This window comes from Vibrio bathopelagicus, assembly GCF_014879975.1.
GTDB classification, from domain to species: Bacteria; Pseudomonadota; Gammaproteobacteria; order Enterobacterales; family Vibrionaceae; genus Vibrio; species Vibrio bathopelagicus.
This window is the reverse complement of sequence record NZ_CP062500.1, coordinates 2,777,178-2,793,550: the sequence shown is the minus strand read 5'-3', so window position 1 is coordinate 2,793,550 and position 16,373 is coordinate 2,777,178. Positions and strand designations below refer to the sequence as shown.

Below are 16,373 nucleotides of genomic sequence, written 5' to 3'. Positions count from 1 at the left end.
CAGCCTAACGACGAGCTAGATAGTTGATATCTGTGAATTGATTGTAAGTTGTGGGCAAGATCGCTCTCTATCTTTGCCCACACTTATTTGGTTATTAAACCCGCTTCTAGCACTCAATTCGCTTTCTAAGGGGCGAGTTCCGAAACGTGTTCGGTTAATCGTTCTCTTAGCGCCTGTTCTTGTTCTTCAGACAGTCTTCCACCCGCTTCACTGGTTAGAATAAACAAATCCTCAGCTCGCTCACCTATGGTGGTAATTTTCGCTCCGTGCAAGTTGATGTCTAGTTCGGCAAAGGTTGCACCGACTTGAGCTAATAACCCCGGTGTATCAAGGGCTCTTAACTCCATCAAGGTACGCTTTTTGCTCTTTGTTGGTAGGAACTCAACTAAGGTTTTGACCTTAAAGTGTTGCAAGTTACGTGGCGTGCGACGCGTCTTAATCTTAGTCGGTCGGCCATCAGCCAATACATGAGTCAGATGCTTAGCAACGGCTTTGTGTCTCGCTTCATCAATCGCTTCACCATGCTGATCGAGTACGATAAAGGTATCCAAAACATGGCCATCTTTACTGACCATGACTTGCGCGTCATGAACGTTGAAGTTGCGTCTATCGAGCTCAGCCACCACGGTCGCAAAAAGTGCGGCTTGATCTTTACAGTAAACAAACACCTCAGTGCCACCGCGTGTCGCTTTTTTACTGATCAAAACTAACGGTTGGCTTGGGTCTTCTAGACGAAGTAAGTGCTCACAGTGCCAAGCGATTTGCTTATGTGTGTGACGTAAGAAGTAATCGGCTTTGAAACGTTGCCAAAGTACTTCAATCTCACGAGCAGTGAAGCCTTCTTTACGTAACAGAGCTGATGCCATCTGTTGATTGTGACGAATACGGTCTCTGACATCGACTGGGTTTTCCAAGCCACGGCGCAGTGCACGTTGCGTCGAATGGAATAGTTCAGCTAACAGGGTGCGTTTCCAGCTGTTCCATAGTTCCGGGTTCGTCGCACATATGTCGGCGACGGTTAGGCACACCAGCAGCTCTAATGACTCTTCATCACGAACCTTCTTCGCGAATTCGGTAATGACATCAGGGTCGTAGATATCACGGCGTTGGGCGGTGACAGACATCAACAGGTGGTTCTGAACGAGCCATGCGACTTGTTTTGCTTCTGGTTTTGATAATCCGTGCTCGATACAGAAGGAGTAAGCCTCAACTGCGCCGATTTCCGAGTGATCACCACCGCGACCTTTACCTATATCATGGAAGATAGCGGCGAGGATCAGCAGCTCTTTTTTCTGAACTCTCGGGTAAACTTCACAACAAATTGGATGCTTATCGTGGTTTTCAATTTGGTTAAAACGGTTGATGTGTTTCAGAAGACGAATACTGTGTTCATCGACGGTGTAAACATGGAACAGATCAAACTGCATTTGACCAACAATTTGACTCCACTGTGGCAAATAGGCCGATAGCACACCCAGTTTATGCATCAGGCTAAAAGCTTTGTGCAGTGCATTTGGGTGACGAACCAAGTCCATGAACTTGTCACGGGCTTCAGGAATGGTATGCAGGAAGCGGTTCAATCGGCGACGTGCCGTACGCAGCTGTCGCAAGGTTGGCGGGCTGACCCCTTCGATGGAAGAGTCGTTAGCGATATGGATAAACATATCGAGAATCGTTTCTGGACGAGCTTGGAATAGGGCAGGCTTACGCGCTTCGATCAGTGAGCCTCGACGTTGAAAATCGTTGTCGAGAATCTCCGCTTCTTGTGTTTGACCGCCGTTAATGATCGCTTGGTCAAACAGTTTAAGCAGCATCTTGTTGAGCTCTGCTACACGACGAAGTGTGCGGTAGAACTCCTTCATCATCATTTCTACGCCACGATTGCCTTCACCAGTATAACCAAGGTGTTCTGCTACTTGAGCCTGATGAGCGAAGGTAAGACGGTTGTCGTAACGGCGTAGTTCGATATGCAATGCAAAGCGAACGCGCCATAAAAAATCTTGGCACTCGACGAGTTCGCGATATTCGGCATCGGTTAGGAATCCGTATTTGCTCATCTCCAGTAGAGATGTGGCACCAAAATGGCGACGTGCTACCCAACTCAGAGTGTGGATGTCTCTTAACCCACCGGGTGTTGATTTGATGTCCGGTTCTAGGTTGTAGGTGGTGTCGTGGTAGCGAGCATGACGCTCTCTTTGCTCTTGAATCTTGGCTTTGTAAAATGTCTCACTTGGCCAAAATGAATCGGAATGAATCTTTAGTTTCAGCTCTTGGAAGGTGTCTTCACTGCCACACAGTAAACGCGACTCTTGCAGGTTAGTCGCAACGGTTAAGTCATCACTACCAATTTCAATACATTCGGCAATGGTGCGTACCGCATGGCCAACTTCGAGTCTCAAATCCCAAAGTAGCGTGATGAACTGACTGACTTTTTCACCAAGCGCTGGAGGTAGCGTCTTTTGCGATACGATTAAGATATCAATGTCGGATAACGGATGCAGTTCACCGCGACCATAACCACCCACAGCGACCAACGCAATATGAGGCAGTTTGCTGAATCCAAAATGATCCCATAATCGGTTGAGGAGCAAATCCATATATTCAGAGCGTAGCAACACTAAGTCTGTCACTGGGTGATGATTGAGAAATTCATCTTTTTGGTACTGCGTGAAGATTTCGAGTTGATTTTTTAATTCGCAGATTTCAATTTGTTCGTCATTGAACGTAAGAGGGCATTGATAAGGCATAGTCTGCTATCCGTGCAAGCAAATGAGAGTATTTAACAATTTAACAGAAGGTGATGGAAAATCGAAATTACGCAGATAAAAAAATATCCCCGACAATGCGAGGATATTTTTAAAAGTCTGATGTTTCAGCCTGTTGAACTAAGCGTTCTTCATGATACGTGGAATCGTGTCATCGCTGCGTAGTGTCAGTACTTCACAACCTGTCTCAGTTACAACCAGTGTGTGCTCCCATTGTGCTGAGTTCTTGCTGTCTGCTGTGTACACTGTCCAGCTATCTTCGTCATCAAGACGGCAGCCAAACTTACCTGCGTTGATCATTGGCTCGATTGTGAAACACATGCCAGCTTTCAGTACGGTACGGTCACTGTTTTTGTAGTGAACCACTTGTGGATCTTCATGGAACTCAGAACCGATGCCGTGGCCACAGTAATCTTTAACAATAGAGAACTTAGCGCGTGGGTTGTTCTTATTGTTGGTTTTGATGTACTTCTCGATAGCCGTACCGATTTGACCCAACTGAACACCAGGTTTTACTTGGCGCATGCCTTCGTAAAGTGCTTCTTGAGCAACCATACATAGACGTTTGTTTGCTGGAGAAACTTCACCCACAAGGAACATCTTAGATGTGTCACCGTGGTAACCTTGCGGACGAGTGCTTAGGTCTGCATTTTCGTCATCAGGAACAATCACAGTGATATCAACGTTTAGAATATCGCCATCTTTCAATACTGCAGGTTTGAATTGACCTGTGCTACCAGTCTCATCTTGTGATGCTGGAATACCGTGACACACGATGTGGTTGATAGACGTACAGATTGACTTAGGGAAACCGTGGTAATCAAGTGGTGCTGAGTATGCGCCTCTTTCTAGAGCGTACTCATGACAGATCTTATTCAGTTCTTCTGTCGTGGTACCTACTTGGATATGAGGTTCAATCATCTCTAGAATTTCAGAAGCCAGCTTACCGGCAACGCGCATTTTTTCAATTTCTTCAGCAGTTTTAATTTTTACAGCCATTGCATATCTCTTAATTTGGTAGCACCTAAGTGTGCATATTGGGGCTATTCTAGCAGTGCAGCAATTTAGCGCAACATTCTGATACCCATACAATGCTGGTGGATACTACTAAGCGTGATTGAATAGTGTTCAACTTTAAGCCGATTGCCTCTTGCGTTATTGATACTATTTATAAGAGAAATACAGCGTCAAAGATCAGTATAGCAACCGCCATTTTTATATTTTTTTCTAGCCATAGATGGACAAAATATGGTATAAAGCGCGCCGGACATCAGGACTGTTTTCTCCAATTGGCGAAACAAGCTTCGTGTCCACTAACTTATATCTTTAAATCACACACATTCCGACACATGTTCCGGGGTGCCTCAACAACACAGATAACGGCTGAAAAAGTGGTTAGTTGTTAGGGGTCGGATTCATGGGGAGTGTGGAGGCCTAACCCCATAGAGGATTTTAAAATGGCAACTGTATCAATGCGCGATATGCTTAAAGCTGGTGTTCACTTCGGTCACCAAACTCGTTACTGGAACCCAAAAATGAAGCCATTCATCTTTGGTGCTCGTAGCAAAGTTCATATCATCAACCTAGAAAAAACTGTACCAATGTTCAACGAAGCTCTAGCAGAAATCGCTAAAGTTGGTGAGAAGAAAGGTAAAGTTCTTTTTGTTGGTACTAAGCGCGCTGCATCTGAAGCTGTTAAAGAAGCTGCTATCAACAGCAACCAGTTTTACGTTAACAACCGCTGGTTAGGCGGTATGCTAACGAACTACAAAACTGTTCGTCAGTCTATCAAGCGTCTGAAAGAACTTGAAGCGCAAGCTCAAGACGGTACTTTCGACAAGCTTACTAAGAAAGAAGCTCTAATGCGTACTCGTGAAATGGAGAAGCTAGAGAAATCTCTTGGTGGTATCAAGAACATGGGCGGCCTACCTGACGCTCTATTCGTAATCGATGCTGATCACGAACACATCGCAGTTAAAGAAGCTAACAACCTAGGTATCCCAGTTTACGCTGTAGTTGATACTAACTCTAACCCAGACGGCATTGACTTCATCATTCCTGGTAATGACGATGCAATCCGTGCAGTACAGCTTTACCTTAACGCTGCTGCTGACGCGGTTAAAGAAGGCCGTAACAAAGATGTTGTTATCGCTGCTGCTGCTGAAAAAGACGGTTTCGTAGAAGCTGAATAATAGCGGCTCTGAGCCATATTTAGTTCATATTAAGCGGTCATAATCGATGGCTTAACGGACTAAATACAGTCAATATCAGGGGCCAATTAATTAGGCCCCTGTTTTTTATCTTTTTTAGAATTTACTAAGGAATAGAGAATGGCAACTGTAACTGCAGCTCTAGTTAAAGAACTTCGTGAACGCACAGCAGCGGGCATGATGGAATGTAAAAAAGCGCTTGTTGCTGCTGAAGGCGACATCGAGCTAGCAATTGAAAATATGCGTAAATCTGGCGCAGCGAAAGCAGCTAAAAAAGCTGGTAACGTTGCTGCAGAAGGCACAATCATCATTAAAGAAGAAGCTGGCGTTGCTGCTCTTCTTGAAGTGAACTGCCAAACTGATTTCGTAGCTAAAGATGCAGGTTTCCTTGCATTCGCTAACGAAGTTGCTGAAGCGGCTCTAGCTGAACGTCTAGACATCACAGCTCTTCAAGCTAAGTTTGAAGACGCACGTATCGCTCTAGTAACTAAGATCGGTGAGAACATCAGCATCCGTCGTGTTGAGCTTGTTGAAGGTGTTGCACTAGCTTCTTACCGTCACGGCGAGAAAATCGGTGTTGTTGTTGCTGGTGAAGGCGAAGCTGAAACGCTTAAGCACATCGCTATGCACGTTGCTGCTTCTAAGCCTGAGTACGTTAACCCATCTGACGTACCTGCTGACGTAGTAGAAAAAGAAAAAGCTGTTCAAGTTGAAATCGCTATGAACGAAGGCAAACCACAAGAGATCGCTGAGAAAATGGTTATCGGCCGTATGAAGAAATTCACGGGCGAAGTATCTCTTACTGGTCAAGCTTTCATCATGGAACCTAAGAAAACTGTTGCTGACATTCTTAAAGAGAAAGGCGCATCAGTTACTACCTTCGTTCGTTTAGAAGTTGGTGAAGGTATCGAGAAAGCTGCTGAAATGAGCTTCGCAGACGAAGTTGCAGCGGTACAACAAGGTTAATCCTTAGCGTATTGATTGAAAAAAGACCGTGGCATATGCTGCGGTCTTTTTATGAATAGTGAATTATTTTTGGCTTTTAGCTGTTATGAATGCGAACTGAGCTAATCAGTTTTTATCCATGACTGTTAATCATCAACTCTTTGGAAGGTAAACTCCATGACTACGAACCCTAAACCGGCGTATCAACGTATTCTGTTAAAACTTAGCGGTGAAGCACTACAAGGCGAAGAAGGTTTTGGTATTGACCCGACGATCCTTGATCGTATGGCTCAAGAAGTAAAAGAATTGGTTGAACTAGGTGTTCAAGTAGGTGTTGTTATCGGTGGCGGTAACCTTTTCCGTGGCGCAGGCCTTGCTGAAGCAGGTATGAACCGCGTTGTTGGTGACCACATGGGTATGCTTGCAACGGTAATGAACGGCCTTGCAATGCGTGACGCTCTACACCGTGCTTACGTAAACGCACGTGTAATGTCTGCAATCCCTCTTAAAGGTGTGTGTGACGATTACAACTGGGCAGATGCAATCAGCCAACTGCGTCAAGGTCGCGTTGTGATCTTCTCTGCAGGTACTGGTAACCCATTCTTCACTACAGATTCTGCTGCGTGTCTACGTGGTATCGAAATCGAAGCTGACGTAGTTCTAAAAGCGACGAAAGTAGATGGTGTATTTACTGCTGACCCAGTAGCAAACCCAGACGCAGAGCTGTATGATACTTTGTCTTACAACACGATTCTTGAGAAAGAATTGAAAGTAATGGATTTGGCTGCATTTACGCTAGCACGTGATCACAAAATGCCAATCCGTGTATTTAATATGAATAAACCAGGCGCACTACGCCGCGTGGTTATGGGTGAAACTGAAGGTACATTAATCAGCGATGCTGACTAATTTTTCGGGCTTACTGAGGTTTACACTTTGGTAAGCTTATCCTTATCACTCCAAATAAAAAGCTTTCTTGAAGAAAGAACATAATCAAGGTGAAATTGTGATTAACGAAATCAAAAAAGACGCTCAAGAGCGCATGGTAAAAAGTGTTGATGCACTAAAAAACAGCCTGCAAAAGATTCGTACAGGTCGTGCACACCCGAGCCTACTTTCTGGTCTGACTGTTGAGTACTACGGTGCACCAACGCCTTTGACCCAAGTTGCTAACGTTATTGCTGAAGACGCACGTACTCTAGCGATCACTGTATTTGATAAAACACTGACGCCTCTTGTTGAAAAAGCAATCATGTCGTCTGACCTAGGCCTAAACCCTATGTCTGCTGGTACAGTTATCCGTGTTCCACTTCCACCGCTAACGGAAGAGCGTCGTAAAGACCTAGTTAAAATCGTTCGTGGCGAAGCTGAAGGTGGCCGTGTTGCTATCCGTAACATCCGTCGTGACGCGAATGGTGATCTTAAAGCACTTCTGAAAGACAAAGAAATTTCTGAAGATGAAGATCGTAAAGCACAAGACGAAATTCAAAAGCTAACTGACGTTGCTGTTAAGAACGTAGATGAAGTTCTAGCTACGAAAGAAAAAGAGTTGATGGAAGTTTAATTTCCCATATTCTTTACTTACCGGAAAAACGCTGTACTCACTGTTCAGCGTTTTTTTATGCTACTCTGTTCGACTATTAGAATTTGATTCACTCTTTTATGCATAATTCTCAAGCGTTCACAGACTCTCTTCCTAAACACATTGCTATCATTATGGATGGTAATGGCCGCTGGGCAAAAGCTCAGGGCAAACCTCGCGTCTTTGGCCATAAAAACGGTGTTCAAGCCGTTCGAAAAACCATCTCTTCTGCTGCCAGACTTGGCATTAAAGCTGTTACACTTTTTGCATTTAGCAGCGAGAACTGGCGTCGACCAGAAGAAGAAGTCGGTATTTTGATGGAACTGTTTATCTCAGTCCTCTCTAGTGAAGTAAAAAAGCTTCATAAGAATAATCTACAACTTCGTGTTATTGGTGATAAAAGTCGTTTCAATGATCGACTACAAAAGAAGATAGAAGAAGCCGAGGCTTTGACTAGCGCCAATACCGGTATGGTTATCAATATTGCTGCTAACTACGGCGGTAAATGGGATATTCAGCAAGCAATGACCTCTATTGCTCAGCAGGTAAAGTCTGGTGATATTAATGTAGAAGACATTGATGAAGCTATGATTACACAGCACCTAACAATGTCTGATATTCCTGAAGTTGATCTGCTGATTCGTACCAGTGGTGAATGTCGTATTAGCAACTTTATGCTTTGGCAATTGGCTTACGCTGAAATGTATTTCACTGAACAATTCTGGCCAGACTTTAATGAAGACAGCTTAGTAGAAGCTGTGACTTGGTTTGTAAACCGTGAGCGTCGTTTTGGATGCACTGGTGAGCAAATTAAAGCTCTGATGGACAGTTAATAAGGATTTTTTGGTTTGAAACAACGAATTATTACGGCGTTGATTTTGGCTCCCCTAGTTATTCTAGGTATTTTCGAGTTATCACTTCCCACATTTATACTTTCATTAGCGGTAATCACGCTATTGGGTTTTTGGGAGTGGACTCAGTTTGTTGAAAGCAAATCACGTTATTTAGCGTTGATTCCAACGGTTGTGGTTAGTGCTGCCAGTTTTGCTTTTATCCCTTTTGATGCATTTAGCCTTAATAACCTTTCTAGTGCTCACTACGCCATTCTTAGTATTGGATCGATTTGGTGGGTGATAGCGAGTGGTATGGCGGTGACTTATCCTAAGTCTATGCCAGCATGGAAAGACTCTTCTATTCTTAGACACGGCTTTGGATTACTTACTCTGCTGCCATTCTTTTGGAGTGTGGTGATTCTGCGCGCTAACGGTATCGATGCGGATCCTTACCATGGTGCAAAGCTAGTGATGTTTGTTTGCTTGCTAGTGTGGGCTGCAGATAGCGGCGCATACTTCTCAGGCAAGAGCTTTGGTAAGCGTAAGATGGCGCCAGCGGTAAGCCCAAATAAGACGATTGAAGGTCTTATTGGCGGTATTATTACTGCGGTGATCGTGGCTTGGATCTTTGCTGATTTGTTTGATATCCAGTTTACCAGTCCTCTTCACATGATTGTTATCACCCTCGTGACGGTTGTTATCTCTGTTCTTGGTGACCTTGTTGAAAGCATGTTTAAGCGTGTTTCCGGGGTCAAAGACAGCAGTAATCTGATTCCTGGTCATGGTGGTATACTTGATAGAATAGATAGCTTAACGGCTGCATTCCCTGTCTTTGCTCTGCTTTATTTAGCATTCTAATAAAAAGGGCAGTGATTCTGCCCTTTATTACATTTCTACGGTCATATGCGATGCGAAATCTAACTATCCTTGGTGCTACAGGCTCTATCGGTGCAAGTACACTGAAAGTGGTTGAGAAAAACCCGACGCTCTATTCAGTTGTCGCACTAGCAGCAGGTTCGAATGTCGACAAGATGTTGGCGTTAGTTGAAAAGTGGAACCCTAGCTACGTAGCTATGGCGTGCCCAGATGCAGCGTCTCGATTAGCTGAAATATTGTCTGCCAGCCATCCTAAAACAGAGGTGCTCTCTGGCTCTGAAGGGATGTGTCAGGTCGCTTCTTTAAAAGAAGTCGATACTGTGATGGCCGCGATTGTTGGGGCGGCTGGTCTGCTTCCTACTATGTCGGCAGTTAAAGCTGGCAAACGTATCTTACTGGCTAATAAAGAAGCCTTAGTGATGTCAGGACAGCTGTTCATCGACGCAGTAGAAAAATATGACGCTGAGCTACTTCCTGTCGATAGTGAACACAATGCTATCTTTCAATGCCTACCGCAAAACGTACAAACTAATCTAGGTCGTTGTAATATGGAAGAGAACGGTATCAACCATATTCTCTTGACGGGTTCTGGCGGTCCTTTCCGCTATACCGATGTTGCAGAGCTTGAATCTGTTACTCCTGAGCGCGCTATTGCACACCCTAACTGGTCAATGGGACCTAAGATCTCTGTTGATTCAGCAACTATGATGAATAAAGGCTTAGAGTACATTGAGGCTAAGTGGTTATTTAATGCCTCTCAAGAGCAACTCAAAGTCATTATCCACCCTCAGTCTGTGATTCATTCAATGGTTCAGTACAAAGATGGCTCGGTACTGGCTCAAATGGGCGAGCCCGATATGGCGACACCCATCGCTCTGACCATGTCTTACCCTGATCGTACTGAAGCGGGTGTTAAGCCATTGGACTTCACTAAGATTGGTGAATTGACATTCTTAGAGCCTGATTTAACTCGTTACCCATGTTTGAGATTAGCGATCGAAGCGTGCTACTTAGGTCAGCATGCGACAACAGCAATTAATGCGGCAAACGAAGTTGCAGTCGATGCTTTCTTGAACAATCAAGTGAAGTTTACCGATATTGCTATCATTAACGAGCATGTTATGAGCAAAGTATGTGAACAATATAACTCTGAGGGCTTAGATAGCTTGGAAAGCCTTCTTGAGCTCGATAATATGTCTCGTCAAATAGCCATTCAATTTATTAAAGAGCAGCTAGCATGAGTGGAATTCTATGGAACTTCGCATCTTTTATTGTAGCGCTTGGCATTCTGGTCGCTGTTCATGAGTTTGGACACTTCTGGGTTGCTCGTCGCTGTGGTGTAAAAGTCGAAAAGTTTTCGATTGGTTTTGGTAAATCAATCTGGAGCAAAGTTGGCCGCGATGGCACGGAATACAGCTTGTCAGTGATTCCATTAGGCGGCTACGTTAAAATGCTTGATGGTCGTGTTGACGACCTTTCTGACGAAGAACAGCAATACGCTTTTGATAAGAAGCCGTTATGGAAACGAACAGCGATAGTGGGTGCAGGTCCTGCATTTAACTTTATCTTTGCGGTGTTCGCATATTGGTTAGTATTTTTGATCGGTGTACCAGCGGTTAAACCGGTAATTGGAGAGGTCACTCCTCAATCTATCGTGGCACAAGCCGGAATTGAAAGTGGAATGGAACTTAAATCTATTTCAGGAATCAAAACCGCAGATTGGGAATCAGTAAACATGGGTTTGATATCACATATAGGTGATCAATCCATGACAGTAACGGTTTCTTCTCCAGATGATATTGGTTTTGAGCAACAAGTGACATTGGACATTTCAGACTGGTCGTTTAACCCAGAAACTGAATCTGCAATGACAACGCTTGGTTTTAGACCGTATTCGCCCGAAATATCGACAACGCTCGCTCAAATTATTGAAGACGGTGCTGCTTACTCTGCAGGATTCGAAGCGGGTGATAAGATTGTCGAAATTAATGAGCAACCTATTGAACAGTGGCAATCGGTTGTTGAGTTAATTCGAGCGAATCCGGAAACCTCGATAAACGTCAGTGTGTTGCGAAATGGTGTGAAGCAGCAATTGGTTCTTACTCCAAAAAGTCGCGAGCTTTCTGATGGTTCAACAATCGGCTATGCGGGTATTGCTCCAGAAGTCGCAGAATGGCCAGAAGATTATCGCTTTGAGTTACAATTTGGTGTAATTGAGTCTGTAGGAAAAGCATTTGATAAAACAGGTCAGATCATTGGTTTGACGCTGACAATGCTTAAAAAGCTCATCGTTGGTGATGTTGGCTTAAATAACCTAAGTGGCCCTATTTCGATTGCTAAAGGTGCAGGTACAACCGCCGATTATGGTCTGGTTTACTTCTTGGGCTTTTTGGCTTTGATCAGTGTTAACTTAGGTATCATTAATTTGGTTCCGCTGCCTATGCTTGATGGCGGACATTTGCTCTTTTTCGCTATTGAAGCCATTACTCGTAAACCCGTCCCTGAGAAAGTTCAGGAAATAGGGTATCGACTGGGAAGTGCAATTATCTTCTCTTTGATGGCTCTGGCAATATTTAACGATTTTACTCGTCTGTGAATGGTTTCTTACAGGCATTGTTAGTAGCAAGGAATAATTAGAATAAGTATGGCGATTAAGCAAATTCTGTTCGCAAGTCTATTGGCCACTAGTGTGGCTGCGAACGGAGCACAAAACTTTGTAGTTCAAGATATTAAGATCGAAGGTTTACAACGTGTTGCACTTGGTGCAGCTCTACTGAAAATGCCGGTGCGTATTGGCGATCAAGTAGAAGAAGGCGATGTATCTGAGATTATTCGTGCATTATATGCTTCCGGTAACTTTGAGGACGTTAAAGTACTTCGTGATGAAGGTGTATTGATTGTTCAAGTAAAAGAACGACCGACCATCGCAAGCATTTCATTCTCGGGTAACAAAGCGATTAAAGAAGAGCAACTTCAACAGAACCTAGATGCATCTGGTGTTCGTGAAGGTGAAGCGCTTGATCGTACAACGCTGAGTAACATCGAGAAAGGTCTTGAAGATTTTTATTACAGCGTAGGTAAATACAACGCGACAGTAAAAGCGGTTGTGACTCCATTGCCACGTAACCGTTCTGACCTTAAGTTTGTGTTCACTGAAGGCGTATCTGCGAAGATTCAGCAAATCAACTTTATCGGAAACGAAGTCTATTCTGATGCTGAACTCCTGAGCCGTTTTAACCTAAACGTAGATGTTGCCTGGTGGAATTTCCTTGCCGATGAAAAATATCAGAAGCAAGTTTTAGCGGGTGATATCGAAGCACTGAAGTCTTACTATCTTGATCGTGGTTACCTTAAGTTTAAGGTGGATTCGACACAAGTTGCGATCTCTCCAGACAAGAAAGGCGTTTATATCACGCTGGGTATTGATGAAGGCGAAGCCTACACCGTTAAAGATGTCGCGTTTCGTGGTGAGCTAATTGGCCGCGAGGCTGACTTTGATGCATTAGTACCATTTGAAGACGGCGATACGTACAACGGCTCTTCTGTAACTTCTTTAGAAGAAGGCGTTAAGCGAATTCTTGGTGAATCAGGTTATGCCTACCCACAAGTTCGTACTATTCCTGAATTCGATGATGAGACCAAAGAAGTTTCACTGGTTATCAATGTAGAAGCGGGCAGCCGTATCTACGTTCGTGATATTCGTTTTACGGGTAACAACTCGACTAAAGATGAAGTTCTACGTCGTGAAATGCGTCAAATGGAAGGCAGCTGGCTTAACTCTCGATCGATTGATACTGGTAAGAGCCGACTTAACCGTTTAGGTTTCTTCGAAACGGTTGATGTGCAAACAGTACGTGTTCCAGGTAGTGACGATCAAGTCGATTTGGTTTACAACGTAAAAGAAGCAAACTCAGGTAGCATTAACTTTGGTGTTGGCTACGGTACTGAATCGGGTGTGAGCTTCCAAGTTGGTCTACAACAAGACAACTTTGCTGGTTCTGGTAACCGTGTTGGTGTAAGCGCCATGATGAACGATTACCAAAAGAACGTGAGCTTGGACTACCGTGACCCATACTGGAACCTTGATGGTGTGAGTTTGGGCGGTAAGATCTTCTACAACGAGTTTGAAGCATCTGAAGCGGGTATCGTCGACTATACCAACCAAAGTTATGGTACGAGCCTAACATGGGGTTTTCCTGTGGATGAGCTTAACCGTATCGAATTTGGCGTAGGCTACACGCACAACAAGATCGGTAACGTTCCGACTTATATCCAAGTTGAGCAGTTCGCGAGAAGTATTGACCAATATGGTGACGAACACATCCTAACCGATGACTTCGATATCAATATCTCTTGGACTCGTAACAACCTTAACCGTGGTTTCTTCCCTACAGAAGGTAACCACCAACGTGCTTTTGCTAAAATGACCGTACCCGGCTCTGATGCTAAGTACTTCAAAGCGCAGTACGATGTAAAACATTACATCCCGCTGACCAAAAAGCATGAGTTCACACTATTGATGCGTGGCCGATTAGGCTATGGTAATGGTTATGGTCAAACGGATGGTAATGATAACTTGTTCCCATTCTATGAGAACTACTACGCGGGTGGTTTTACAACGCTGCGTGGCTTTGGTTCTAACTCCGCTGGTCCAAAAGCCGTTTACGGAAACAGCACGGGTAACAACCCTACATACGATTCTGCTACCGATGATTCGGTTGGTGGTAACGCGGTTGCTTTGGCGAGTTTAGAGTTAATTGTACCTACACCGTTTGCTTCTGATGAAGCGCGTAGCCAAATTCGAACCAGTGTCTTCTTCGACATGGCAAGTGTATGGGATACCGAGTTCGTAGACCGCGGCGCACCTAACAGTGGCAGCCAGTACTACTACGATTACTCAGATCCAACCAATTACCGTTCATCTTATGGTGCAGCCCTTCAGTGGATGTCTCCTATGGGCCCACTGGTTTTCTCTCTAGCGAAACCGGTTAAAATTTACGAAGGTGATGATGAGGAATTCTTCACATTTACCATTGGTAGAACTTTCTAATATTTAAAGGACAATATTTTGAAAAATATGATTAAAGCAGCAGGTTTAGGCCTTGTAGTTCTTAGCTCTTCTTTCTTTGCAACAGCTGCAGAAGCTGCGCAAAAAGTGGGTTATGTAAACACTGCACAAGTATTCCAGGCTCTACCTCAGCGTGAAGTTGTTCTTCAAAAAATGCAGGAAGAGTTCAAAGATAAAGCGGCTGAGCTTCAAAGCATCCAAGCTGAAGCTAAGACCAAGATCGAAAAGCTTAAGCGTGATGGCGAATTGCTAGGTCCTGATGAAATTGAAAAACTTCGTATCGAAGTCGGTCAATTGGACAGCAAGTACAAAATCAAAGCTCAAGCACTAGAAAAAGCAAGCCAACGTCGTGAAGCACAAGAGAAGCAGAAGCTATTCAAAGTGATTCAAGATGCTGTAACAAAAGTTGCAGAGAAAGAAGGCTACGACATGATTGTTGATATTCAAGCTCTGCAATATGGCAAGCCAGAATACAACATCTCTGAGAAAGTAATTAAAGCACTGAAATAAGTTTTATGAAGAATCTGACTTTAGCCGAATTGGCAACGATTACCGGGGGAGAGCTACACGGAGACGGTACTATTACTGTTTCAGCGGTCGCTCCTATGGATAAAGCGCTAGAAGGAAACATTACGTTCCTTTCTAACGTGAAGTACAGCAAACACCTAGGTGACTGTAAAGCATCCGCTATTATGGTTAAAGAGAGTGAACGCGAACTGTGTAAAACCAATGTAATAGTGGTTAATGACCCTTATGTTGCTTTTGCTAAAGTTGCTCAAGCGCTGGACATTACTCCTGCACCGGCTGCGGCTATTGCTGATTCAGCTTCAATCTCTGGTGATGCAACCATTGGACAAAACGTGTCTATTGGTGCAAATGCTGTGATTGAATCTGGTGTTGTCCTTGGTGATGACGTGATCATTGGTGCCGGTTGTTTTATTGGTAAGAATGCTCAAATTGGTGTTGGCACTAAGCTGTGGGCTAATGTAAGCATTTATCATGAAGTGATCATTGGCACTGCGTGTTTGATTCAATCAAGCACAGTGATTGGTTCTGATGGCTTTGGTTATGCGAACGAAAAAGGCGAGTGGGTTAAAATCCCTCAAGTCGGTTCGGTTCGCGTTGGTAATCGTGTAGAAATTGGCGCGTGTACTACCATCGACCGTGGCGCGTTGGACGATACAGTGATTGAAGATAACGTTATCTTAGATAACCAACTTCAAATTGCTCACAATGTTCACATCGGATATGGTTCGGCAATTGCTGGTGGTACAATTGTAGCTGGCAGCACTACGATAGGTAAGTACTGTATTATTGGTGGCGGTTGTGTGATTAATGGTCACATTGAAATCGTTGACGGCGTTACAATTACCGGTATGGGTATGGTAATGCGCAGCATCACTGAGAAAGGCATGTATTCATCTGGTATTCCTTTACAGCCAAACAAAGACTGGCGTAAAACAGCGACGCGAGTTCATCGTATTGATGAAATGAACAAGCGTTTGAAAACCGTTGAAAAACTTATCGAGAAGAGCGCGGAATCATAATTCCAGCATTTCTAATAAAAGGCTCGCGTGCAGCGAGTCTTTTTCGTTTATAATCCTTCTAATTAAATAAAGAATATATATAGGAATACGACTTTGACTACTGAACAGACAACGATGAACATTACTGAAATTCAGGAACTATTACCTCATCGCTACCCATTCTTAATGGTTGATCGTGTGACTAGCTTTGAAAAAGAAAAAACACTGACCGCGATTAAAAATGTTTCTGTTAATGAACCTCAGTTCACAGGCCACTTCCCACAGCTTCCTGTATTCCCGGGCGTGTTGATCTTAGAAGCAATGGCTCAAGCTACAGGCCTTCTAGCATTTAAATCTTTTGGTGCCCCTTCTGGCAACGAACTTTACTACTTCGCAAGTGTCGATAAAGCAAAATTCCGTAAGCCAGTGGTACCTGGTGACCAATTGGTTATCGAAGTTGAGTTCCTAAAAGAACGTCGTGGCATTGCATCATTTAACGGTGTGGCTAAAGTGGACGGTGCTGTAGTGTGTTCAGCTGAACTTAAATGTGCTCGTAGAGAGTTTTAAT

The 16,373-nt window shown here is 43.9% G+C and carries 14 protein-coding genes; 12 read left to right on the top strand and 2 right to left on the bottom strand.

Annotated features, from left to right (window positions below; all coding sequences use genetic code 11):
- Positions 1 to 125 precede the first annotated feature (125 nt).
- Positions 126 to 2,747: a bifunctional uridylyltransferase/uridylyl-removing protein GlnD gene (gene glnD / locus IHV80_RS12315; protein WP_192889231.1), complete on the bottom strand. Its 2,622-nt coding sequence runs from the start codon at positions 2,745 to 2,747 to the stop codon at positions 126 to 128.
- A gap of 138 nt (positions 2,748 to 2,885) precedes the next feature.
- Positions 2,886 to 3,764: a type I methionyl aminopeptidase gene (map, locus tag IHV80_RS12310; RefSeq protein WP_017110387.1), complete on the bottom strand. Its 879-nt coding sequence runs from the start codon at positions 3,762 to 3,764 to the stop codon at positions 2,886 to 2,888.
- Between the two features lie 458 nt (positions 3,765 to 4,222).
- On the opposite strand from map, the gene rpsB reads away from it, so the two are divergent.
- The 12 genes from rpsB to fabZ all read left to right on the top strand — a co-directional run bounded on the left by rpsB (position 4,223) and on the right by fabZ (position 16,372).
- Complete coding sequence (gene rpsB, locus IHV80_RS12305) at positions 4,223 to 4,957, top strand: 30S ribosomal protein S2 (RefSeq protein ID WP_004734351.1); 735 nt, start codon at positions 4,223 to 4,225, stop codon at positions 4,955 to 4,957.
- Positions 4,958 to 5,095: 138 nt separating this feature from the next.
- On the top strand, positions 5,096 to 5,941 hold the full coding sequence (gene tsf / locus IHV80_RS12300) for a translation elongation factor Ts (protein WP_017107181.1): 846 nt from the start codon (positions 5,096 to 5,098) through the stop codon (positions 5,939 to 5,941).
- Positions 5,942 to 6,097: 156 nt separating this feature from the next.
- Positions 6,098 to 6,829, top strand: coding sequence for a UMP kinase (gene pyrH, locus IHV80_RS12295; protein ID WP_009847418.1), 732 nt, complete (start codon positions 6,098 to 6,100; stop codon positions 6,827 to 6,829).
- 97 nt (positions 6,830 to 6,926) lie between these two features.
- Entirely contained in the window at positions 6,927 to 7,484 is a 558-nt protein-coding gene (gene frr / locus IHV80_RS12290) for a ribosome recycling factor (protein WP_029225913.1), read from the top strand.
- Between the two features lie 98 nt (positions 7,485 to 7,582).
- Complete coding sequence (locus IHV80_RS12285) at positions 7,583 to 8,335, top strand: isoprenyl transferase (RefSeq protein WP_102314158.1); 753 nt, start codon at positions 7,583 to 7,585, stop codon at positions 8,333 to 8,335.
- Between the two features lie 15 nt (positions 8,336 to 8,350).
- Complete coding sequence (locus tag IHV80_RS12280; RefSeq protein WP_192889230.1) at positions 8,351 to 9,193, top strand: phosphatidate cytidylyltransferase; 843 nt, start codon at positions 8,351 to 8,353, stop codon at positions 9,191 to 9,193.
- A gap of 50 nt (positions 9,194 to 9,243) precedes the next feature.
- The gene (ispC, locus tag IHV80_RS12275; RefSeq protein WP_192889229.1) at positions 9,244 to 10,452 is read left to right on the top strand and encodes a 1-deoxy-D-xylulose-5-phosphate reductoisomerase; all 1,209 of its coding nucleotides are present in this window, start codon (positions 9,244 to 9,246) and stop codon (positions 10,450 to 10,452) included.
- Positions 10,449 to 11,807, top strand: coding sequence for a sigma E protease regulator RseP (gene rseP, locus IHV80_RS12270; RefSeq protein WP_192889228.1), 1,359 nt, complete (start codon positions 10,449 to 10,451; stop codon positions 11,805 to 11,807). Before ispC ends, rseP begins: the two co-directional genes overlap by 4 nt.
- Before the next feature lie 48 nt (positions 11,808 to 11,855).
- Entirely contained in the window at positions 11,856 to 14,261 is a 2,406-nt protein-coding gene (gene bamA, locus IHV80_RS12265; RefSeq protein WP_017107187.1) for an outer membrane protein assembly factor BamA, read from the top strand.
- A gap of 27 nt (positions 14,262 to 14,288) precedes the next feature.
- Positions 14,289 to 14,789, top strand: coding sequence for an OmpH family outer membrane protein (locus IHV80_RS12260; protein WP_029223473.1), 501 nt, complete (start codon positions 14,289 to 14,291; stop codon positions 14,787 to 14,789).
- Between the two features lie 5 nt (positions 14,790 to 14,794).
- Entirely contained in the window at positions 14,795 to 15,826 is a 1,032-nt protein-coding gene (gene lpxD, locus IHV80_RS12255; protein ID WP_192889227.1) for a UDP-3-O-(3-hydroxymyristoyl)glucosamine N-acyltransferase, read from the top strand.
- A 93-nt stretch (positions 15,827 to 15,919) separates the two neighbouring features.
- Positions 15,920 to 16,372: a 3-hydroxyacyl-ACP dehydratase FabZ gene (fabZ, locus tag IHV80_RS12250; protein ID WP_017107190.1), complete on the top strand. Its 453-nt coding sequence runs from the start codon at positions 15,920 to 15,922 to the stop codon at positions 16,370 to 16,372.
- Position 16,373: the final 1 nt, after the last annotated feature.

Bases quoted from the DNA above. Each gene is read 5' to 3' on its own strand.
- glnD (WP_192889231.1), bottom strand. From the start codon at position 2,747: ATGCCTTATCAATGCCCTCTTACGTTCAATGACGAACAAATTGAAATC.
- ispC (WP_192889229.1), top strand. From the start codon at position 9,244: ATGCGAAATCTAACTATCCTTGGTGCTACAGGCTCTATCGGTGCAAGT.
- lpxD (WP_192889227.1), top strand. From the start codon at position 14,795: ATGAAGAATCTGACTTTAGCCGAATTGGCAACGATTACCGGGGGAGAG.
- tsf (WP_017107181.1), top strand. From the start codon at position 5,096: ATGGCAACTGTAACTGCAGCTCTAGTTAAAGAACTTCGTGAACGCACA.
- IHV80_RS12285 (WP_102314158.1), top strand. From the start codon at position 7,583: ATGCATAATTCTCAAGCGTTCACAGACTCTCTTCCTAAACACATTGCT.
- map (WP_017110387.1), bottom strand. From the start codon at position 3,764: ATGGCTGTAAAAATTAAAACTGCTGAAGAAATTGAAAAAATGCGCGTT.
- IHV80_RS12260 (WP_029223473.1), top strand. From the start codon at position 14,289: ATGATTAAAGCAGCAGGTTTAGGCCTTGTAGTTCTTAGCTCTTCTTTC.
- bamA (WP_017107187.1), top strand. From the start codon at position 11,856: ATGGCGATTAAGCAAATTCTGTTCGCAAGTCTATTGGCCACTAGTGTG.
- pyrH (WP_009847418.1), top strand. From the start codon at position 6,098: ATGACTACGAACCCTAAACCGGCGTATCAACGTATTCTGTTAAAACTT.
- rseP (WP_192889228.1), top strand. From the start codon at position 10,449: ATGAGTGGAATTCTATGGAACTTCGCATCTTTTATTGTAGCGCTTGGC.
- rpsB (WP_004734351.1), top strand. From the start codon at position 4,223: ATGGCAACTGTATCAATGCGCGATATGCTTAAAGCTGGTGTTCACTTC.